The sequence below is a fragment of the Pseudomonas sp. 3296 genome, from assembly GCF_031456615.1.
In the GTDB taxonomy this organism is placed as follows: Bacteria; Pseudomonadota; Gammaproteobacteria; order Pseudomonadales; family Pseudomonadaceae; genus Aquipseudomonas; species Aquipseudomonas mucoides.
Window position 1 is genome coordinate 101,118 of the sequence record NZ_JAVDUY010000003.1, and the last position, 18,878, is coordinate 119,995.

Below are 18,878 nucleotides of genomic sequence, written 5' to 3' on the forward strand. Positions count from 1 at the left end.
GTATCAGGAAATTTCGCGGCGAAATGGCGGAAGCGCATTGAGGATGGCTTTGCCGTAACGCTGGGTGACCAGACGTCGATCGAGCAAGGTGATGGTGCCGCGATCCTCTTCGGTACGCAGCAAGCGACCGCAGGCCTGGACCAGTTTCAGCGAGGCATCCGGCACGGAGATTTCCATGAACGGATTGCCGCCACGGGCCTCGATCCATTCCGCCAGCGCTGCTTCGACGGGATCATCCGGCACCGAGAACGGAATTTTCGCGATCACCACGTGCTCGCAGTAGGCTCCTGGCAAGTCGACCCCTTCGGCAAAACTTGCGAGGCCGAACAGCACACTGGGATCCCCGCCATCGACACGTGCCTTGTGCTTGTTCAAGGTTTCCTGCTTCGACAGGTTGCCTTGAATGAACACTTGCTTGCGCCAGTCGCGGTCGAGGCCGTCGAACACGTCCTGCATCTGTTTGCGGGAAGAAAACAGCACCAGCGTGCCCCGGGAGCCTTCAACCAGTTGCGGCAAATCACGAATGATCGCCGCGGTGTGGGCCGGAGCATCCCGCGGGTCGGCCTTCAGGTCCGGCACTCGCAGCACGCCGGCATCGGCGTGGTGAAACGGGCTCGGGACCACGGCGGTCACGGCTTTTTTCGGCAGGCCGGCGCGCATGCGAAAACGGTCGAACGTGCCGAGGGCCGTCAGGGTTGCCGAGGTCACTAATGCGCCGTAAGCGACGTTCCACAGGTTGCGCCGAAGCATTTCTGCGGCAAGGATCGGGCTGGCGTTGACCTCAATGTCGAACAGCGAACCGCTTTCGGCCAACGTCAGCCAACGGGCCATGGGCGGGTTGTCTTCCGGGTCTTCAGCGGTGAACGCCACCCACAATTCCCAATTGCCCGAGGAACGGGACAACAGGCTGCCGAACAGTGGATACCACTCTTCGGCCTGATTGCTCGCGATGCCGATGTTGACCTCGCCGTCCATGCCCTCCTTGAGCAATTCGGTGAGTCGGGTGAACAGGTCGGTGAGCCGGGCAAAGCCCTTCTTCAGCTCGACACCCATCTCGCGCATGTGCTCGGGAATCACCCCGCCGACGAAGCGATGACGCGGCCGCTCGCGGCCTTCGACGTCTTCGCCGGGTTTGAAATCGGCGACCTGCTCGCAGGCGGTGAACATGAATTGTTGCTGGGTCTTGATCTCGCGGGCCAGTTCCGGCACTTGCTCGATCAACTTGCCCAAATCGCCGGGCAGCGGGTGCTGGGCCAGCAATTTGGTGAGGTTTTTCGCGGTGGTTTCCAGCCAGTCGGCAGTGGAACGCAGGCGCGTGTAATGGGCGAAATGGCCGATGGCCTTGTCTGGCAGGTGGTGACCTTCGTCGAACACGTAGAGGGTGTCGCGCGGGTCTGGCAGCACCGCACCGCCGCCCAAGGCCAGGTCGGCCAGCACCATGTCGTGGTTGGTGACGATCACGTCAACCTTGCCCATGCCTTCGCGGGCCTTATAAAAGGCGCACTGGCCGAAGTTCGGGCAATGGCGGTTGGTGCACTGGCTGTGATCGGTGGTCAGACGCGCCCAGTCGGCATCTTCCAGCGCCGTGGACCAACTGTCGCGGTCGCCGTCCCATTTATTGCCGGCGAGTTTTTCGATCATGCTGGTGAACAGCTTCTGACTGGCCTCGTCGACCTCGATCTTGAAGCCTTCTTCTTCGAACAACTGCGCCGTGGCCGTTTGTGCGTGGCCTTCCTGCAGCAACATGTCGAGCTTGGACAGGCACATGTAGCGCCCACGGCCCTTGGCCAACGCGAAGCTGAAATTCAGCCCGCTGTTGCGCATCAAATCGGGCAAATCCTTGTAGACGATCTGCTCTTGCAGGGCGACGGTGGCCGTGGCGATGACCAGGCGTTTGCCGGCAGCCTTGGCGGTCGGGATCGCCGCCAGGCTGTAGGCCACGGTTTTGCCGGTACCGGTGCCGGCTTCCACCGCAACAACCGCGGGGTCGCCACTGCGCCGGCCTTCGTCGTCGGTGTCGATATCCCCGAGGACCTTGGCAATTTCGGCGATCATCAGGCGTTGGCCGTAGCGCGGCTTGAGGCTCTTGGCTTCGAGAAAACGCGAATAGGCGCCCTGGATCGTGGTTTTGAGTTCGGTGCTGATCATGAATTGTCGGGCGCAAAAAACGCTGGATAAATTTTCAGTGGTTTCGGATGGCGGCTATCATACCTCGCTAATTAATCCCGCGCAGAACGGAGTACCCCAATGACACCTTTTGGCATCGTTTATACCCTGCATGTCCTCTCCGCCCTGGTGTGGGTGGGCGGCATGTTTTTCGCCTGGATGGTCTTGCGCCCCGCTGCCATGAAGGCGCTGGAAGGCCCCGCCCGGCTGAAGCTGTGGGTGGAAGTGTTTCAAGGTTTTTTCCGCTGGGTCTGGGTCGCGGTAGTGCTGCTGCCGATGAGCGGGGTCGGCATGATTCATCTGCAATACGCCGGGTTTGAGGCCGCGCCGCGTTATGTGCAGGTGATGATGGGGTTGTACGTGGTCATGACGGCGCTGTTTATCCGGATCCAGGCGCTGATGCTGCCGGAGTTGCGCATTGCAGTGAACGCGCAGGATTGGCCGACGGGTGCAGCCGTGCTCGGGAATATTCGGCGGTTGGTGGGGATTAATTTGCTGGTGGGTCTGTTGCTGGTGGCGATTGCTGCGGCCCGGCCGATGTTCTGATGATCGTTCCCACGCTCTGCGTGGGAACGATCATGAACTGTTTACAACCGCTGGACGGTCACAGAACCCGCCGCACCGGCAGGCCCAGGCTGGCCATCCGCACCCGGACGGCCACTTTTGCCGCCATCGGCCTTGTACACCAGGCAGCCTTTGGCCTGGCCACCCGCCCCCGGTTTACCACCAGGACCTGCAAGACCGCCGGCACCGCCAGCAACCTGCACCTTGATTTTATCCGCCGGGAAATCGCGCGGCACTTCCAGCTTCACCAGCGCGCCCGCAGCTCCCGGCTGACCATCACTGCCATCGCTGCCATCGGCACCGCGACCGGCCTGACCATACGTACAACCCGGATCCTGGCCATTGGCGCCGTCAAGACCGAAAAACCCCGGTGCGCCCGCGCCGCCGCGAGCATCGACCAACAATTGCGGAGCGTTCAACGCCTTGATCTGCAAGTTCAGGTTACGCCCCGAGCGTGCCGCCTTCTGGAAACTCCCCGGCGCGCCCCGCGCGGTGATCTGACTGCCTTCCGACAACTCGGCACGGTGCACTTTAAATTCCAGCGGTTGTTCACCCGGCACGATGGCAATTCGCGCTTCACGCCCCAGGTGCAATTCGCCCACCGTCACTTCGGTGACGTTCGAAGGAATCAGCAACGTGCCGTAATCCGCGACTTCCAGCCGCTCCAGTTGCAAGGTGCTGGCCGTGTTGGGCAGGCGCATCAACGAATTGGCTTCGACACTGACAACCTGAGCGCAGGCCAATGGACTGATAAATGCGGCGAGCAGACAGAGATTACGCATGGGAAGCCTTCGGTGCGGAGGGAGCCGGGATGGTTTGAAGATGGAAGACGCCGAAAATGGCAATCTGCAGGCGATCACGCCAAGGGTGGGCGCGGCCTCTGAGGCTGCGGTTGCAGAACACCAGCTCCAGCAGATGGAACAGTGCCAGCAGGCCCCCGGCCAGATTGACCAACGGGTGCAACGGATAAACAAACGGCGTGAGCAGATTGACCAGCACCACCAACCAGAACAGCAGGGTCAATAACTTCCCCAGCCCCCAAAACACCTTCATACGCTCCCCCGCTGATCATTATTCTTTGGACGCACAGTAACGGCTTCCACGCGGGATGCGCCAGAGGGCAACGGAAAATTCTTCATGAACACCGCCGAATGGCCATCGGCACCACCGCGCTGGTGGGCCGACAGCTCTATTTCGCGGCTTAGCGATTGATATGCAATTCCACGCGACGGTTTTTCGCGCGGCCTTCGTCAGTCGCGTTATCGGCGATGGGCTGACTTTCGCCCTTGCCTTCACTGGTGAGTTTGTTCGGGTCCAGCCCCTGGTTCATCAGATAGGCTGCCACGCTGGTGGCGCGACGTTCCGACAACATTTGGTTGTAGGCATCGGAACCGACACTGTCGGTATGGCCGACCACCTTGATACTCACCACATCGGCGCTTTGCAATTTCGGCATCAACGCAGTCAGCTGACTCTGCGCAGACGGCGTCAGGTCAGATTGATTGAACGCAAACAGCACGTCGCCCGCATCGCTGAGGGTGATGACTTCTTCGGGTACAGGTTCGGCAGGTTTCACGCTGGCCGGGTATTGCGGCAGCGGGCAACCATGATGTTCGACCGGCGTATTGGCGGGAGTATCGGGGCAACGATCACGTCGATCAAAAACGCCGTCGCCATCTTCGTCGCCATCCTGGGCGTAACAGATCAAGCCGCCAGTCAGGATTCCGAGCGCTGCTCCTCCGGCCGCCCAGCCGCCACTTTCGATGGCGCCCAAACCGCCGCCCACCAGCCCGCCTATGACGCTGCAGATTGGCCAGGTGCGTTGATTGAGGGGGGCAGTGCCATCGCTGTGAGTTGCGCAACCGGTCAACAGGCTGCCAAGCAGCAGAACCGGTAGGACGGTCCTTGTGAGAACGCTCATATTGAAAGCTCCTGTGTTACCGGCCCATACCGGTTACACAGGAGTAAAGACCCGCATCCGCGACTATACAAGCCGCAGAGCGGAAGGGACTTTAACGGTTGATTTTGATTTCCGTGCGACGGTTCATCGCGCGGCCGTCAGCAGTTTTGTTATCGGCGACCGGCTGGCTTTCACCGGCACCGACCACAGACACGAAGCTGCTGCGAGGCACGCCTTGCTCGATGAGGTATTCAACCACCGAGTGAGCGCGTTTATCCGACAGTTTCTGGTTGTAGGCATCGCTGCCCACGCTGTCGGTATGACCAGTAACGGTCAGTTGAGCGGTAGGTGCTTCCGCCTTCAATTTAGTGGCAATTTTGTCGAGGACCTGCTTGTCGGATGGTGTGAGGGTGGCTTTGTCAAACTGGAAATGAACATCGCGGATGACGATGGTTTCTTCCTTGACCACAACAGCCTCTTCAACCACTGGTGCAGGTGGAGGGCAACCGTTGGCATCGACTTTCACGCCGTGCGGTGTGCCCGGGCACTTGTCGCGGCTATCCGGTACACCATCACCGTCTTCGTCGCCATCACCGTGAACCCAGCAATAGGCCGCTGCCGTGCCGCCGACGAGCAGCGCGCCATAGCCTGCCCACGCGGAGCTCTCGGTCGCGCCGAGACCCGCACCCACGACACCACCGACAGCCGCACAGGTCGGCCAGTCGGTTTTCTGCAAACCTGCGCAACCAGTCAACACACTGGTGAGCAGAACCAAGGGTAATGCTGTCCGAACTATGCTCATCTAGTTTTCTCCTGAGGGATCGGCTTAGAACCGATTCAGGTAGTAAAGACCCGACTATTAATCTCCGCCAGCAATAGGCCATTGCTGTTTTATCCCATTGCGGTAAACGCGCTCTAGGCCCGGACGTTTGGGCAGGCTAGTCTTGGTGCTCTGATTGAGGATCTTTGATGATTGCAGCTATTTCTTCGCGCACACCGCAGCAGGCACTGGCCGCTTTGCTGGACCGTTACGCTCCCGCGCAGCTGTTGCTGATCGGGGCCAGTGAGTTCCCCGCCCTCGAAGCGTTCAAGCTGGCCCACCCGGATACGTGCGTGGCCCACGCGGCACCAGGCCCGTTGCCGGCGGACCTGGCGGCACGCCGGTTCGATCTGGCGCTGGCGGTCGATTGCCTCGAACATTTGCCCAAGCGCGATGGCTTGAACCTGCTGGGCGGGATCCGCAACCTCAACGCCAGCCGTATTGCGGTACTGGCGGACTTGTCGGCCAGTGGCTGGCAGGAGACCGATTTTTTCTCCCTGGCCCTGCAAGCCAGCGAACGCTTCCAGCGCGATGAACAGGTATTGACCCTGTTCACCTATGATCTGCTTGACTACAAACAAGTACCCGACTGGCTCAACGCACGCTTTTGGGCCAATCCGGAAAACTTCGGGAAATATTGGTGGTAATGCAATGAGTACATCCATTTGTCCTTGCGGCAGCGGCACCCTGCTCGATGCCTGCTGCGGTCACTACCACGCCGGGCATCCTGCGCCGTGTGCCGAAGCCTTGATGCGCTCGCGCTACAGTGCCTACGTGCTGGGGCTGATCGACTATCTGGTGGCGACCACCCTGCCCGCGCAACAGGCCGGCCTGAATCGTCAGTCAATCAGCGACTGGAGCGCTCAAAGCACCTGGCTGGGCCTGGAGGTGGAAAGCTCCGAAGTCTTCGGCGGCCAGCCGGAACACGCCTTCGTGACCTTCACCGCGCGCTGGCACGATGGCAGCGGCGAACACAGCCACCGCGAGCGCTCGTCCTTCGTGCAGAACGCCGGCCACTGGTACTTCATCGATCCGACCGTGCAACTCAAGGCCGGGCGCAATGACGCCTGTCCATGCGCCAGCGGGCAGAAATTCAAGAAATGTTGCGCGGGGTATTTCAACAGTTGAGGTGAGCGACAGGTTCAAGGGAGGTACACGACCATGATCACCCGGCGGCACGCACTTAATCTGCTTAGCCTGCTCCTGTTTCTAGGGCTCGCTGGCTGTGCGTCGTGGTTCGAGGATGACGAGCCGGACCCCGAAGTGCATCTGGTCAAGGTCGAAGTGGTGCGGGCAAAACTGCTGGAACAGAAATTTTTGCTGCACTTTCGCATCGACAACCCCAACGACAGTGACTTGACCGTGCGCAGCCTCGAGTACCGAATTCACTTGGGTGACATTTTGCTGACCGAAGGTGAGTACGATCACTGGTTTACGGTCGGCCCCAAGCACAGCGCTTACTTCAAGGTTCCGATCCGTACCAACCTGTGGCCCAAGGTGCGCGATCTGGTGAAAATGCTGAAAAAACCCGACCAACCCATTCCCTATCGCCTGGAAGGTGTACTGGAAACCGGTTTATTCATCGCGCATGACGTGCACCTTGCGCGCAATGGCGTGATAATCCCCGCCGATTTAATTCCGGAGCACACCCGATGACACAGCAACCCCACGTCCATGGCCCTGACTGCAACCACGATCATGACCATCACGACCACCATGATCACGACCATGGCCATGTTCACGGCCCAAACTGCGGCCACGCTCACCAGGAACCGGTGCGCAACGCCCTGAAAGACGTCGGCCGCAACGACCCTTGCCCGTGCGGCAATGGCAAGAAATTCAAGAAGTGCCACGGCGCTTGATGCCTCGGGCGGAAATATTTTTCGCCTGTTGAATCGCCTTCGCGAGCAGGCTCACTCCCACATTTAACCGAGTTCTTCCAGGAAGAAAGCGATCGAATGTGCGAGCGAGCCTGCTCGCGAAGAGGCTCCCAAGGTCACCCTCAGCTCAGGATCTGCGCAGTACTCACGACCGTCGCATACTCCCCATGCAAATTCCCCAGCGACATCGCATGCACGTCCTCGGCTGAACGCGACTTGCCAAAATAATCCGCCTTGTCGAAGGTAAAACACGCGTCCTCCGCCACCCATGCTTCAAACCCCAAATTCCCTGCCGTTCGCGCCGTGGACTCCACCGAGTTATTCGTTGCCACCCCCACAATCACCAATTGCTCAATCCCCGCCTCGCGCAAAATCGCCTCCAGCCCCGTCGCACAAAAGGCATCCGGCACCTGCTTCTGAATCAGTTGTTCGCCGGTCTTGGGCTGGAACCGCTCCTGAAATTCCACGCCCGCCTGCTGCGGCCAGAACACCGAATCCGGTGAGCGGGACAGGTGCTGCACGTGAATCACCGGTCGCCCGGTTCGGCGCCAAAACGCCAACAGATCAACGATTCGCTCCTCGGCCTGAGGATTATTCCGGCGACCGAGCCGGGAATGCAGAATGCCTTTTTGTTGATCGATGATGATCAGTGCTGCGCGGGTCTTGAGCTCCATGCCGTTTTTTTCGCCTGCGGGGTCATTGAATTTCACGCACTTCAGCATCACCTCTTCTAACAGGCAAGCCATCGAACGCAAACAGGACGACCTGATGCTCGCGGTTGCGGTCCCCACCTGACACCCTCCTTGATGTGGAGCACTTCATGATCGACCTGTATTACTGGACCACCCCCAACGGCCACAAAATCTCGATATTCCTGGAAGAGGCCGGCCTGCCCTACAACATCTACCCGATCAACATCAGCCAGAACGACCAGTTCAATCCCGACTTTCTGAAAATCTCGCCGAACAACAAGATCCCGGCCATCGTCGATCATGAGCCGGTCGATGGCGGTGAACCGTTGTCGGTGTTCGAGTCGGGGGCGATCCTGCTGTACCTCGCGGAAAAAACCGGCCGGTTCCTGCCCAAGGACCTGCGCGGTCGTCAACTGGCGTTGCAATGGTTGTTCTGGCAAATGGGCGGTTTGGGACCGATGGCCGGGCAAAACCATCACTTCAGCCAGTTCGCGCCGGAAAAAATCCCCTACGCGATCAATCGCTACATCGATGAGACCGCGCGCCTGTATGGGGTGTTGGACAAGCAACTGGCGACCCATGAGTTTGTCGCCGGCAGCGAGTACAGCATTGCCGACATGGCGATTTACCCGTGGATCGTTTCCCACAAATGGCAGAGCCAGAACCTGGAAGATTTCCCGAACGTACTGCGCTGGTTCAACCACATCCAGAACCGTCCCGCGACCGTCAAAGCCTATGCCCTGGCGACCAAAATCAACCCACCAAAATCCTGACCCTTTCCCCTCGATCATTCCCCCGCTCTGCATGGGCATGCAGCCCGGGACGCTCCGCATCCATCCAAAGCCGAACGCGGAGCGTCCTTAGAGGCATTCCCACGCAGAGCGGGGGAACGATCTTCGTCAGACAAATCTTGAAATAACCCCGCCCGCCGCTTGCGCGCCCTCCTCCTGCTCACTAACGTAGCGCCTTTATTGCGCCTTTACCCCCGCAGGAGCTTTGCCATGGCCTCGCCAGCCCTTACACATTTTCTTCCCCGGTTCGGCGTTGCCGCAGCAGTGGCCGGTGTCTTGAGCCTGTCCGGTTGTCAGACCTGGAACGCTCAGGACACCCTCCCGCCGACTTCCGGCGTGCAGCCGCTCAAGGGCTTGGCGCAGAACGTTTCGGTGCGCCGCAATGCCATGGGCATGCCGCTGATCGAAAGCAACAGTTTCCACGACGCGTTGTTCGCCCTGGGGTACGTCCACGCCAGCGACCGCATCACACAAATGGTCACCTTGCGTCTGCTGGCCGAAGGTCGTCTGGCAGAAATGTCCGGCATCGACCTGCTGGACGCAGACCGCTACATGCGCGCGGTCAATTTGAAGAAAAGCGCCGGCGAGCTGTATAAAGCCTCTTCGCCGCGCCTCAAACGCTTCTTCGAGGTCTATGCGCGTGGCGTCAACGCCTACCTGTTCCGCTACCGCGACAAGCTGCCAGCCGACCTCGCGGCCACCGGTTACAAGCCGGAATACTGGAAACCGGAAGATTCGGCGCTGATTTTCTGCCTGCTGAACTTCAGCCAATCGGCCAACCTGCCGGAAGAAATTTCCTCGTTGATGCTGGCCCAGGCCGTCACCACCGACAAACTTGCCTGGCTGACGCCGTCCGCGCCCGATGAAAAACTGCCACTGGGCGAAGCCGACAAACTACAGGGCATCAAGCTCAACGGGGCGATCCCCGGCCTGGCCGAAATCAGCAAAGCCACGGGGCAACTGTCCGACCTGAATCTGTTGGGCGCCACCTCTTCGAACAACTGGGCGATTGGCCCGCAACGCAGCCGCACCGGCAAAAGCATTTTGGCCAGTGACAGCCATGGTCCATTGGGCGTGCCGTCGCTGTTCAGTTACGTGCAGATCCGCGCGCCGAAATATCAGGCGGCGGGCGTGACCATTGCCGGCTTGCCGATGGTACTCGGTGGTTTCAACGGCAAAGTGGCCTGGAGCATGACCACGGTCATGGGCGACAACCAGGACCTGTTCCTGGAAAAAATCAAACGCCAGGGCAACGGCCTCACCTACGAAGTTGGCGGCAAATGGCAGCCCGCCGTCGTGCGCAACGAAACCTACTTCGTCAAAGGCCTGCGGCCGATTCGTGAAGCCGTGTACGAAACCCGTCACGGCCCGCTGCTCAACAGCGCCCAAGGCACCACGCTGGCGAACGGTTTCGGCCTGGCCCTGCAAATGCCCAACTTCACCGACGACAAAACCCTGGACGCGTTTTTCGACCTGTCCCGGGCCCAGACCGTCGAAAAAGCCTCGGACGCCAGCCGCGAAATCCGCGCCATCGCCCTTAACCTGGTGTTCGCCGACGCCAGCAACATTGGCTGGCAAGTTACCGGCCGCTACCCGAACCGCCGCGAAGGGGAAGGCTTGCTGCCGTCACCGGGCTGGGAAGGTCGCTACGATTGGGACGGTTACGCCGACCCGATGCTGCACCCCTACGACCAGGACCCGGCCCAAGGCTGGCTCGGTACCGCCAACCAGCGCGTCATTCCCCATGGCTATGGCATGCAACTGTCCAACTCCTGGGCCGCACCGGAACGTGGCGAACGCCTGGCCGAACTGGCGGGCGCCGGCAAACACGACTTGCGCAGCGTGATCGCGATGCAATACGACCAGACCACTACCTTCGCCGCCAAACTGAAGAAGATGTTTGAAGCACCAGGCATGTCCCAGCCGCTCAAACAGGCGATTGAAGCGCTGCCGGTTGCCGATCGCGGCAAGGCTCACGAGGCGTACACCCGCCTGATGGCGTTCGACGGCAAGCTGGGTGCGACCTCTGCTGACGCAGCGATTTACGAATTGTTCCTGCAGGAAAGCATGAAGCAAATCTTCCTCGACGAACTGGGTCCGGAAAGCAGCCCGACGTGGAAAGCCTTCGTGGCCAACGGCAAGTTGTCCTACGCGGCACAGGCCGATCACCTGCTGGGGCGCGAAGACAGTCCGTTCTGGGATGACGCTCGCACACCGCAAAATGAAGACAAACCAGCGATCCTCGCCCGTAGCCTGGCGTCAGCGATCAGCGCCGGTGACAGCCAGTTGGGCGGCGATCACAAAGCCTGGCAGTGGGGCAAACTGCACCGCTACGAATGGAAAAACGCCAATGGCCAGACCGTTCGCGGCCCGGTTGCGGCAGGCGGAGACCACACCACGCTGAACACTGCGGCGTTCGCCTGGGGTCAAGACTTCAACACCACGCTGGCACCGGCCATGCGCTTTATCGTCGACTTCGGCCAGGCCGAACCGCTGATGGGCCAGAACGGCACCGGTCAGTCGGGCAACCCAGCCAGCCTTAATTATCTGAACAGCATCGATCCTTGGCTCAAAGGACAATACATGAGCCTGCCGATGCAGCCGCAGAACTTTGACAAGGTGTATGGCAAGACTCAGTTGACCCTGACACCCGGCAAATAACCCCGATCCTGTAGGAGTGAGCCTGCTCGCGATAGCGGTGTGTCAGCCACCATTTTGAGTGACTGACACACCGCTATCGCGAGCAGACTCACTCCTACGGGGGGAAGGTTTCTCGTCATTGAAATCTCGATAGAACTTCTGGCTTCACGCCAACCTCATAGCTAACAAGTCCCTCCATTTGGGTAACGACATGGAACTTGTTATCGCGCGTCCTGAAGGTTTGTACTGCCCGGCCGGGGATTTCCATATCGACCCGTGGCGGCCGGTCGAACGCGCGATCATCACCCATGCTCACAGCGACCATGCTCGTAGCGGCAATCGTCATTACCTGGCCGCGTCAGCCGGCGAAGGCATCCTGCGCGCTCGTCTCGGTGCCAACATCAATCTGCAAACCCTGCCTTACGGTCAGCCCCTCAACCATCATGGCGTCACCCTCAGTTTTCACCCTGCCGGCCATGTCCTCGGCTCGGCCCAGGTGCGTCTTGAGTACGGGGGCGAGGTCTGGGTTGCCTCGGGGGATTACAAGACGGAAGCCGACGGCACGTGTGCGCCCTTCGAACCGGTGCGGTGCCACACGTTCATCACCGAATCGACCTTCGGCCTGCCGATATATCGTTGGCAACCTCAGGCAGACGTGTTTGCCGAGATCAATCAGTGGTGGCAGGCCAATGCCGCGGCCGACATTGCCAGCGTGCTGTTCTGCTACTCGTTTGGCAAAGCCCAGCGCATTCTCCACGGTATCGACGCCAGCCTCGGCCCCATTCTGGTGCACGGCGCCGTGGAGCCGCTCAACCAGGTGTATCGCCAGAGCGGCGTTTATCTGCCGCCCACGATCTATGCCGGCGAAGTCAAAAAGAACGACCCGATGATGCGTAAAGCCCTGATCATCGCCCCACCGTCGGCGGGCGCCAGCACCTGGATGCGGCGTTTCGGCGAGTACAGCGACGGCTTCGCCAGCGGCTGGATGCGTTTGCGTGGCACCCGCCGCCGGCGTGGAGTCGACCGCGGATTTGTCCTGTCCGACCATGCCGATTGGCCGGGCCTGCTGTGGGCGATTGAACAGACCGGCGCCGAGCGAGTCATGGTGACCCACGGTTCGGTCGGCGTGCTGGTGCGCCATCTGCGCGAACAAGGTCTGGATGCACAAAGCTTCGACACCGAGTACGGCGACGAAGAGGAAGAAAACGCCGGGATCGAACCCGAGAAAGACAAGGTGCTGGCATGAAGGCATTCGCCGAGCTGTACGCCGAACTCGACGCCACCACGTCGAGCAATGCCAAACTGGCCGCGATGCGGCACTACTTTGCCCAGGCCTCACCGCAAGATGCCGCATGGGCAGTGTATTTTTTGTCCGGTGGGCGGCCTCGGCAATTGGTCCCCGTTCGCGTGCTGCGTGAATTGGCGGAAGCCGTTTCCGGGCTTGAACCCTGGCTGTTCGAAGAAAGTTATCAAGCGGTGGGTGATCTGGCGGAAACCATCTCGCTGGTGTTGCCCGAATCGCCGCACCGCTCCACCGACGGATTGGCGGTCTGGATTGAAGACAAGCTGCTGCCCTTGCGCGGCGAGCCGCCCGAAGTGCTTGCCGAGCGCCTGCCCGAACTCTGGGCGCAACTGGATCGCGCCAGCCTGATGTTGTGCATCAAACTGATCACCGGCAGCTTCCGCGTGGGCGTCTCGAAGCTGTTGGTGACCCGTGCGCTGGCGGCCATGGCCGGGCTCGACAGCAAACGCGTGGCCCAGCGCATGGTCGCGTACACCGACCTGACAAATCGCCCGAATGCGGCGAGTTATCTGAAACTGATCGCTGCCGAATCTGCGGGTGAACACGCTGAACGGGGCGGTCAGCCCTATCCTTTTTTTCTGGCCCATGCGCTGTCGCAACCGGTCGAGCAATTTGCTGGGTTGCTAGGCCCCGCCAGCCAATGGCTGGTGGAATGGAAATGGGATGGCATCCGTGCCCAAGTGGTCAAGCGCGACGGGCGTTTGTGGATCTGGTCTCGGGGCGAAGAGTTGGTGACTGAACGCTTTCCCGAGTTCGATCATCTGACGCATGGCTTACCTGACGGCACCGTGATCGACGGCGAAATCGTTGCCTGGAAAAGCGCCCGCCCCGACACCGAAGATGCCTTCGATCCAGCCTCTCCCGCCGCCCCTTCCGTGCAACCGTTCGCCCTGTTGCAGCAGCGCATCGGCCGCAAGATCCTCGGCAAGAAAATCCTCGATGAGGTGCCGGTGGTCCTGCTCGCTTACGACCTGCTGGAGTGGGCCGGTGAGGACTGGCGCACGCAGCCGCAGGCCAGGCGTCGCACGCAATTGGAGCAGTTGATCGCGACCTGCAACGACCCGGTATTACTGCTCTCCCCGGTGTTGACCGGCGATGACTGGTTCGACCTCGCCCGCCAACGGGAAGCCTCCCGTCGTCTCGGCGTCGAGGGCATGATGCTCAAGGCGCGGGATGCGCTGTACGGCGTGGGTCGGACCAAGGACATGGGCGTGTGGTGGAAATGGAAAGTCGACCCGTTCAGCGTCGATGCGGTGCTGATCTATGCCCAACGAGGCCACGGACGGCGGGCCAGTCTCTACAGCGATTACACCTTTGCGGTCTGGGACGGCCCGCCCGACGCCAGCGAACGTACACTGGTGCCGTTCGCCAAGGCTTATTCAGGACTCACTGACGAAGAAATGCGCCAGGTCGACAGTATCGTGCGCAAAACCACGGTGGAGAAATTCGGCCCGGTGAACAGCGTGAAACCCAGCCTGGTGTTTGAGCTGGGGTTTGAAGGCATTGCCCTGTCAAAACGCCACAAGAGCGGGATCGCTGTGCGTTTCCCCAGGATGCTGCGCTGGCGTCAGGACAAGTCAGTCGAAGAAGCTGACAACCTCGGCACCCTGCAAAATTTATTAAGCTGACCCCAACCCGAACCATCTTGGTGCAGCACTTCCACCGCGCCCGTTTTCGTGCACAATTCCCGCGCAGTCACTTCTTGTATGACCTTTTAAAACGCTTGTTCGGGACTCTGGTTCGGAAATTGCTACTTTCAATAGGTCTTACGCTTACCAGTAACAATAATTCTGCGCCACAAGCGCTCATATTGGTTCTTAGGGATTGAATAATGAAAAAAGCATTGCTGACCCTTTCTGCACTGGCGTTGTGCATGGCTGCTGGTTCCGCCATGGCAAAGGAATACAAGGAACTGCGTTTTGGCGTTGACCCTTCTTACGCACCGTTCGAGTCGAAAGCGGCCGACGGTAGCCTGGTAGGCTTCGATATCGATCTGGGGAACGCGATCTGCGCCGAGCTGAAGGTCAAGTGCAAATGGGTCGAGAGCGATTTCGACGGCATGATTCCGGGCCTCAAGGCCAATAAATTCGACGGCGTGATCTCGTCGATGACCGTCACCGAAGCCCGCGAAAAAGTCATCGACTTCTCCAGCGAGCTGTTCTCCGGCCCAACCGCTTACGTGTCGAAGAAAGGTTCTGGCATCACCGCAGACGTCGCTTCGCTCAAGGGCAAAACTGTCGGCTACGAGCAAGGCACCATCCAGGAAGCCTATGCCAAAGCCGTTCTGGACAAGGCTGGCGTGAAAACCCAGGCCTACGCCAACCAGGATCAGGTCTACGCCGACTTGACCTCCGGTCGTCTCGACGCCGGCATTCAGGACATGCTGCAAGCCGAACTGGGCTTCCTGAAGTCGCCACAAGGCGCCGACTATGATGTCAGCAAGCCGCTCGACGACCATTTGCTGCCGGCCAAAACCGCCATCGGCATTAAGAAAGGTAACACCGAGCTGAAGGCACTTTTGGATAAAGGTATCAAAGCGTTACACGATGATGGCACTTACGCCACCATTCAGAAGAAACACTTTGGCGATCTGAATCTGTACAGCGGCAAATAATGCCCGGCGCCCATCTCGCGATGGGCGCTTTTTTCATCCGATCAGGTTGCTGATTTTATGTTCGAAAACCTATTACAAAATCTGGGGCTCTCTGCCTTCAGCCTCAAGGGCTTCGGTCCGTTGCTGATGGAAGGCACCTGGATGACGATCAAGTTGTCGGCGTTGTCGCTTTTGGTGGCCGTGTTGCTCGGGCTGCTCGGCGCCAGTGCCAAGCTGTCAAAAGTCAAACTGATGCGCGTGCCTGCCCAGCTTTACACCACCCTTATTCGCGGCGTTCCGGACCTGGTCCTGATGCTGCTGATTTTCTACAGCCTGCAAACCTGGCTGACGTCGCTGACCGATTACATGGAATGGGAATACATCGAGATCAACCCGTTCAGCGCCGGGGTCATCACCCTTGGCTTCATCTATGGCGCGTATTTCACCGAAACCTTCCGCGGAGCGATTCTCGCCGTCCCACGGGGTCAGGTCGAAGCGGCCACCGCTTATGGTCTCAAGCGCGGTCAGCGTTTCTGGATCGTCGTGTTCCCGCAGATGATGCGTTATGCCCTGCCGGGTATCGGTAACAACTGGATGGTGATGCTCAAGGCCACGGCCCTGGTGTCAATCATCGGCCTCGCCGACCTGGTCAAAGCCGCTCAGGACGCCGGTAAAAGCACCTATCAGCTGTTTTATTTCCTGGTCCTTGCCGCGCTGATCTACCTGGTGATCACCAGCGCGTCCAACTTCATTCTGCGCTGGCTTGAACGTCGTTACTCCGCCGGTACCCGGGAGGCCGTACGATGATCGAACTTCTGCAGGAATACTGGAAACCCTTCCTCTATAGCGACGGCAACAACATCACCGGCCTGGCCATGACGATGTGGCTGCTCAGCGCTTCGATCTTCTTCGGTTTTATCGTGTCGATCCCGCTGTCCATCGCCCGTGTGTCGCCGCGCTTCTACATCCGTTGGCCGGTGCAGTTCTATACCTATCTGTTTCGCGGGACGCCGCTCTATATCCAGCTATTGATCTGTTACACGGGGATCTACAGCCTGGCGGCCATTCGGGCCCAGCCGGTGCTGGATGCGTTCTTTCGCGACGCGATGAACTGCACCATCCTCGCCTTCGCCCTGAACACCTGCGCCTACACCACGGAGATTTTCGCCGGGGCGATTCGCAGCATGAACCACGGTGAAGTCGAAGCCGCCAAAGCCTACGGCCTGACCGGCTGGAAGCTGTATGCCTACGTGATCATGCCGTCGGCCCTGCGTCGCTCGTTGCCTTATTACAGCAACGAAGTGATTCTGATGCTGCACTCCACCACCGTGGCGTTCACCGCGACCATCCCGGACATCTTGAAAGTCGCTCGGGACGCCAACTCGGCGACCTTCCTGACCTTTCAGTCGTTCGGCATTGCCGCGCTGATCTACCTGACCGTGACCTTCGCGCTGGTCGGCCTGTTCCGTCTCGCCGAACGCCGCTGGCTGGCCTTCCTCGGGCCGACCCACTAGGACCCGCTTTAGGGATAAAGAGACATGCGCCACCAGATTCATGACCTGCTGGCCCCGCTGCCGGGGACTGCAAGACAGATTCACAGTTTTCATTACGGTCCCACGTCGGCCCAAGGCAAGATCTACATCCAGTCGTCCCTGCACGCCGACGAAATGCCCGGCATGCTCGTGGCCTGGCACCTCAAGCAACGCTTGGCGGAGCTTGAAGCCAGTGGCCGCCTGCGCAGCGAAATCGTGCTGGTTCCCGTGGCCAACCCGGTAGGCCTCGAACAAGTGTTGATGGATGTGCCGCTGGGCCGTTACGAGCTCGAAAGCGGGCAGAATTTCAACCGCTGGTTCGTCGATGTCAGCGAAGCGGTCGGCAACGAGATCGAAGCCCAACTCGGTGACGATCCGCAGCACAACCTCGGGCTGATTCGCGACAGTTTGCGCAACGCCCTCGCCCGGCAAACCGCCAGCACCCAACTGCAATCCCAGCGCCTGACCCTGCAACGCCTCGCCTGCGACGCGGACATGGTGCTGGACCTGCATTGCGATTTCGAAGCCGTCGCGCACCTCTACACCACGCCCGAAGCCTGGCCGCAAGTCGAGCCACTGGCGCGCTACATCGGTGCCGAGGCGAGTTTGCTGGCCACGGATTCCGGCGGCCAGTCGTTCGATGAGTGTTTCACCCTGCTCTGGTGGCAGTTGAAGGAGCGCTTCGGCGAACGCTTCGACATTCCGCTGGGCAGTTTCTCGGTGACCGTCGAATTGCGCGGCCAGGGTGACGTCAATCACCCTCTGGCCAGCCTCGATTGCCAGGCGCTGATCGATTACCTGATTCACTTCGGCGCCATCGCCGGTGAGCCAGCGCCACTGCCCGAACTGCCCTACCCGGCCACGCCGCTGGCCGGTGTGGAACCGGTGGAAACACCGGTCGGTGGTTTGCTGGTGTTCACCGCACTGCCGGGGGAGTACCTGGAAGCCGGGCAATTGATCGCCGAAATCATTGACCCGATCAACGATCGCGTCACCCCCGTTCATTGCACCGCCGCCGGGTTGATGTACGCCCGCTCGCTACGGCGCATGGCCACTGCCGGCATGGTGATCGCGCATGTCGCGGGCGCCGAAGCCTATCGCAGCGGCTACCTACTTTCGCCTTGAGGATGTCTGCCCCATGTACAAACTGACCATCGAAGGCCTGCATAAAAGCTACGGCGATCATCAAGTCCTCAAAGGCGTTTCGCTCAAGGCCAACACCGGCGACGTGATCAGCCTGATCGGCGCCAGCGGCTCGGGTAAAAGTACCTTTCTGCGCTGCATCAACTTTCTCGAACAGCCCAACGACGGCGCGATGAGCCTGGACGGCCAGAATATCCGCATGATCAAGGATCGCCACGGCATGCACGTGGCCGATGCCAATGAACTGCAACGAATCCGCACTCGCCTGGCCATGGTGTTCCAGCACTTCAACCTGTGGAGCCACATGACCGTACTGGAAAACATCACCATGGCCCCGCGCCGGGTGTTGGGTTGCAGCAAGGAAGAGGCCGAAGACCGCGCCCGGCGTTATCTGGACAAGGTTGGGTTGGCCGCGCGCGTCGCTGACCAGTACCCGGCATTCCTGTCCGGTGGCCAGCAGCAACGTGTCGCGATTGCTCGCGCATTGGCGATGGAACCGGAAGTCATGCTGTTTGACGAACCGACCTCGGCGCTCGACCCGGAATTGGTGGGTGAAGTACTGCGTGTGATCCAGGGACTGGCTGAAGAAGGCCGGACCATGATCATGGTGACGCACGAAATGAGCTTCGCCCGCAAAGTCTCGAGCCAGGTGCTGTTCCTGCACCAGGGGCTGGTGGAAGAAGAAGGCGCGCCGGACGACGTGCTGGGCAATCCGAAGAGTGAACGACTGAAGCAGTTTCTCAGCGGCAACTTGAAGTAACGCGCCTCCCTGCAGGAGCACGGCTTGCCGACGATAGCATCCTTGAGACCGCCATCGCCGGCAAGCCGTGCTCCTACAGGATCGCGTTGTTTCA

At 60.1% G+C, this 18,878-nt stretch carries 20 protein-coding genes; 14 read left to right on the forward strand and 6 right to left on the reverse strand.

From position 1 onward, the window contains the following. Nucleotides 1-3: 3 nt before the first annotated feature. Complete coding sequence (gene dinG, locus J2X66_RS08725; RefSeq protein ID WP_310263231.1) at nt 4-2,148, reverse strand: ATP-dependent DNA helicase DinG; 2,145 nt, start codon at nt 2,146-2,148, stop codon at nt 4-6. A gap of 99 nt (nt 2,149-2,247) precedes the next feature. Between dinG and J2X66_RS08730 the strand changes: the two genes are divergently transcribed. Beyond that, nucleotides 2,248-2,712 (forward strand): CopD family protein, encoded by a 465-nt coding sequence (locus J2X66_RS08730; protein ID WP_310263233.1) that lies wholly within the window; start codon nt 2,248-2,250, stop codon nt 2,710-2,712. Between the two features lie 41 nt (nt 2,713-2,753). On the opposite strand, the gene J2X66_RS08735 is transcribed toward J2X66_RS08730, so the two are convergent. From J2X66_RS08735 to J2X66_RS08750, 4 genes are all read right to left on the reverse strand, one after another. Continuing rightward, on the reverse strand, nt 2,754-3,512 hold the full coding sequence (locus J2X66_RS08735) for a hypothetical protein (protein ID WP_059181517.1): 759 nt from the start codon (nt 3,510-3,512) through the stop codon (nt 2,754-2,756). Then, complete coding sequence (locus J2X66_RS08740; protein WP_310263236.1) at nt 3,505-3,783, reverse strand: DUF1145 domain-containing protein; 279 nt, start codon at nt 3,781-3,783, stop codon at nt 3,505-3,507. The genes J2X66_RS08735 and J2X66_RS08740 overlap by 8 nt, the downstream gene beginning before the upstream one ends. Nucleotides 3,784-3,931: 148 nt before the next feature. Further along, nucleotides 3,932-4,651, reverse strand: a complete 720-nt coding sequence (locus J2X66_RS08745; protein WP_310263238.1) for an OmpA family protein — start codon at nt 4,649-4,651, stop codon at nt 3,932-3,934. A 91-nt stretch (nt 4,652-4,742) separates the two neighbouring features. Continuing rightward, a complete protein-coding gene (locus J2X66_RS08750; RefSeq protein ID WP_310263240.1) occupies nt 4,743-5,432 on the reverse strand; it encodes an OmpA family protein in 690 nt (229 codons plus the stop codon). 167 nt (nt 5,433-5,599) lie between these two features. Here J2X66_RS08750 and J2X66_RS08755 point away from each other — a divergent pair, with 167 nt between their 5' ends. From J2X66_RS08755 to J2X66_RS08770, 4 genes are read left to right on the forward strand one after another with little or no spacing between them, the layout of a single operon-like run. Beyond that, on the forward strand, nt 5,600-6,097 hold the full coding sequence (locus J2X66_RS08755) for a DUF6231 family protein (protein ID WP_310263242.1): 498 nt from the start codon (nt 5,600-5,602) through the stop codon (nt 6,095-6,097). Nucleotides 6,098-6,101: 4 nt separating this feature from the next. Further along, complete coding sequence (locus J2X66_RS08760; RefSeq protein WP_027925655.1) at nt 6,102-6,578, forward strand: YchJ family protein; 477 nt, start codon at nt 6,102-6,104, stop codon at nt 6,576-6,578. 33 nt (nt 6,579-6,611) lie between these two features. Further along, nucleotides 6,612-7,106, forward strand: a complete 495-nt coding sequence (locus J2X66_RS08765) for an LEA type 2 family protein (protein WP_310263244.1) — start codon at nt 6,612-6,614, stop codon at nt 7,104-7,106. Further along, nucleotides 7,103-7,312, forward strand: coding sequence for an SEC-C metal-binding domain-containing protein (locus tag J2X66_RS08770; RefSeq protein WP_007906737.1), 210 nt, complete (start codon nt 7,103-7,105; stop codon nt 7,310-7,312). The genes J2X66_RS08765 and J2X66_RS08770 overlap by 4 nt, the downstream gene beginning before the upstream one ends. 140 nt (nt 7,313-7,452) lie before the next feature. Here the strand turns inward: J2X66_RS08770 and J2X66_RS08775 are convergent, their stop codons facing one another. After that, nucleotides 7,453-8,004, reverse strand: coding sequence for a cysteine hydrolase family protein (locus tag J2X66_RS08775; protein ID WP_310264163.1), 552 nt, complete (start codon nt 8,002-8,004; stop codon nt 7,453-7,455). A 146-nt stretch (nt 8,005-8,150) separates the two neighbouring features. Between J2X66_RS08775 and J2X66_RS08780 the strand changes: the two genes are divergently transcribed. The 9 genes from J2X66_RS08780 to J2X66_RS08820 all read left to right on the forward strand — a co-directional run bounded on the left by J2X66_RS08780 (nt 8,151) and on the right by J2X66_RS08820 (nt 18,784). Further along, nucleotides 8,151-8,795: a glutathione binding-like protein gene (locus J2X66_RS08780; protein WP_310263247.1), complete on the forward strand. Its 645-nt coding sequence runs from the start codon at nt 8,151-8,153 to the stop codon at nt 8,793-8,795. 228 nt (nt 8,796-9,023) lie between these two features. Continuing rightward, entirely contained in the window at nt 9,024-11,474 is a 2,451-nt protein-coding gene (locus J2X66_RS08785) for a penicillin acylase family protein (RefSeq protein ID WP_310263249.1), read from the forward strand. A 190-nt stretch (nt 11,475-11,664) separates the two neighbouring features. Then, nucleotides 11,665-12,699, forward strand: a complete 1,035-nt coding sequence (locus tag J2X66_RS08790) for a ligase-associated DNA damage response exonuclease (protein WP_310263250.1) — start codon at nt 11,665-11,667, stop codon at nt 12,697-12,699. After that, the gene (locus J2X66_RS08795; RefSeq protein ID WP_310263252.1) at nt 12,696-14,384 is read left to right on the forward strand and encodes an ATP-dependent DNA ligase; all 1,689 of its coding nucleotides are present in this window, start codon (nt 12,696-12,698) and stop codon (nt 14,382-14,384) included. The genes J2X66_RS08790 and J2X66_RS08795 overlap by 4 nt, the downstream gene beginning before the upstream one ends. A 203-nt stretch (nt 14,385-14,587) precedes the next feature. Further along, nucleotides 14,588-15,370 (forward strand): transporter substrate-binding domain-containing protein, encoded by a 783-nt coding sequence (locus J2X66_RS08800; RefSeq protein WP_310263253.1) that lies wholly within the window; start codon nt 14,588-14,590, stop codon nt 15,368-15,370. A gap of 57 nt (nt 15,371-15,427) precedes the next feature. Next, nucleotides 15,428-16,156 carry an ABC transporter permease gene (locus tag J2X66_RS08805; protein WP_310263254.1) on the forward strand — a complete coding sequence of 243 codons (729 nt, stop codon included), beginning with the start codon at nt 15,428-15,430 and terminating at the stop codon, nt 16,154-16,156. Further along, nucleotides 16,153-16,863 carry an ABC transporter permease gene (locus tag J2X66_RS08810; RefSeq protein ID WP_027925663.1) on the forward strand — a complete coding sequence of 237 codons (711 nt, stop codon included), beginning with the start codon at nt 16,153-16,155 and terminating at the stop codon, nt 16,861-16,863. Before J2X66_RS08805 ends, J2X66_RS08810 begins: the two co-directional genes overlap by 4 nt. Nucleotides 16,864-16,887: 24 nt before the next feature. Then, the gene (locus J2X66_RS08815) at nt 16,888-18,006 is read left to right on the forward strand and encodes a M14 family metallopeptidase (protein ID WP_310263257.1); all 1,119 of its coding nucleotides are present in this window, start codon (nt 16,888-16,890) and stop codon (nt 18,004-18,006) included. Nucleotides 18,007-18,019: 13 nt separating this feature from the next. After that, entirely contained in the window at nt 18,020-18,784 is a 765-nt protein-coding gene (locus J2X66_RS08820) for an ABC transporter ATP-binding protein (protein ID WP_027925665.1), read from the forward strand. Nucleotides 18,785-18,878: the final 94 nt, after the last annotated feature.

Coding starts and splice junctions, on each gene's coding strand:
- J2X66_RS08800 (WP_310263253.1), top strand. CDS start 14,588: ATGAAAAAAGCATTGCTGACCCTTTCTGCACTGGCGTTGTGCATGGCT.
- J2X66_RS08760 (WP_027925655.1), top strand. CDS start 6,102: ATGAGTACATCCATTTGTCCTTGCGGCAGCGGCACCCTGCTCGATGCC.
- J2X66_RS08820 (WP_027925665.1), top strand. CDS start 18,020: ATGTACAAACTGACCATCGAAGGCCTGCATAAAAGCTACGGCGATCAT.
- J2X66_RS08735 (WP_059181517.1), bottom strand. CDS start 3,512: ATGCGTAATCTCTGTCTGCTCGCCGCATTTATCAGTCCATTGGCCTGC.
- J2X66_RS08730 (WP_310263233.1), top strand. CDS start 2,248: ATGACACCTTTTGGCATCGTTTATACCCTGCATGTCCTCTCCGCCCTG.
- J2X66_RS08810 (WP_027925663.1), top strand. CDS start 16,153: ATGATCGAACTTCTGCAGGAATACTGGAAACCCTTCCTCTATAGCGAC.
- J2X66_RS08790 (WP_310263250.1), top strand. CDS start 11,665: ATGGAACTTGTTATCGCGCGTCCTGAAGGTTTGTACTGCCCGGCCGGG.
- dinG (WP_310263231.1), bottom strand. CDS start 2,148: ATGATCAGCACCGAACTCAAAACCACGATCCAGGGCGCCTATTCGCGT.
- J2X66_RS08785 (WP_310263249.1), top strand. CDS start 9,024: ATGGCCTCGCCAGCCCTTACACATTTTCTTCCCCGGTTCGGCGTTGCC.
- J2X66_RS08750 (WP_310263240.1), bottom strand. CDS start 5,432: ATGAGCATAGTTCGGACAGCATTACCCTTGGTTCTGCTCACCAGTGTG.
- J2X66_RS08795 (WP_310263252.1), top strand. CDS start 12,696: ATGAAGGCATTCGCCGAGCTGTACGCCGAACTCGACGCCACCACGTCG.
- J2X66_RS08815 (WP_310263257.1), top strand. CDS start 16,888: ATGCGCCACCAGATTCATGACCTGCTGGCCCCGCTGCCGGGGACTGCA.
- J2X66_RS08755 (WP_310263242.1), top strand. CDS start 5,600: ATGATTGCAGCTATTTCTTCGCGCACACCGCAGCAGGCACTGGCCGCT.
- J2X66_RS08740 (WP_310263236.1), bottom strand. CDS start 3,783: ATGAAGGTGTTTTGGGGGCTGGGGAAGTTATTGACCCTGCTGTTCTGG.
- J2X66_RS08780 (WP_310263247.1), top strand. CDS start 8,151: ATGATCGACCTGTATTACTGGACCACCCCCAACGGCCACAAAATCTCG.
- J2X66_RS08745 (WP_310263238.1), bottom strand. CDS start 4,651: ATGAGCGTTCTCACAAGGACCGTCCTACCGGTTCTGCTGCTTGGCAGC.
- J2X66_RS08770 (WP_007906737.1), top strand. CDS start 7,103: ATGACACAGCAACCCCACGTCCATGGCCCTGACTGCAACCACGATCAT.
- J2X66_RS08765 (WP_310263244.1), top strand. CDS start 6,612: ATGATCACCCGGCGGCACGCACTTAATCTGCTTAGCCTGCTCCTGTTT.
- J2X66_RS08775 (WP_310264163.1), bottom strand. CDS start 8,004: ATGGAGCTCAAGACCCGCGCAGCACTGATCATCATCGATCAACAAAAA.
- J2X66_RS08805 (WP_310263254.1), top strand. CDS start 15,428: ATGTTCGAAAACCTATTACAAAATCTGGGGCTCTCTGCCTTCAGCCTC.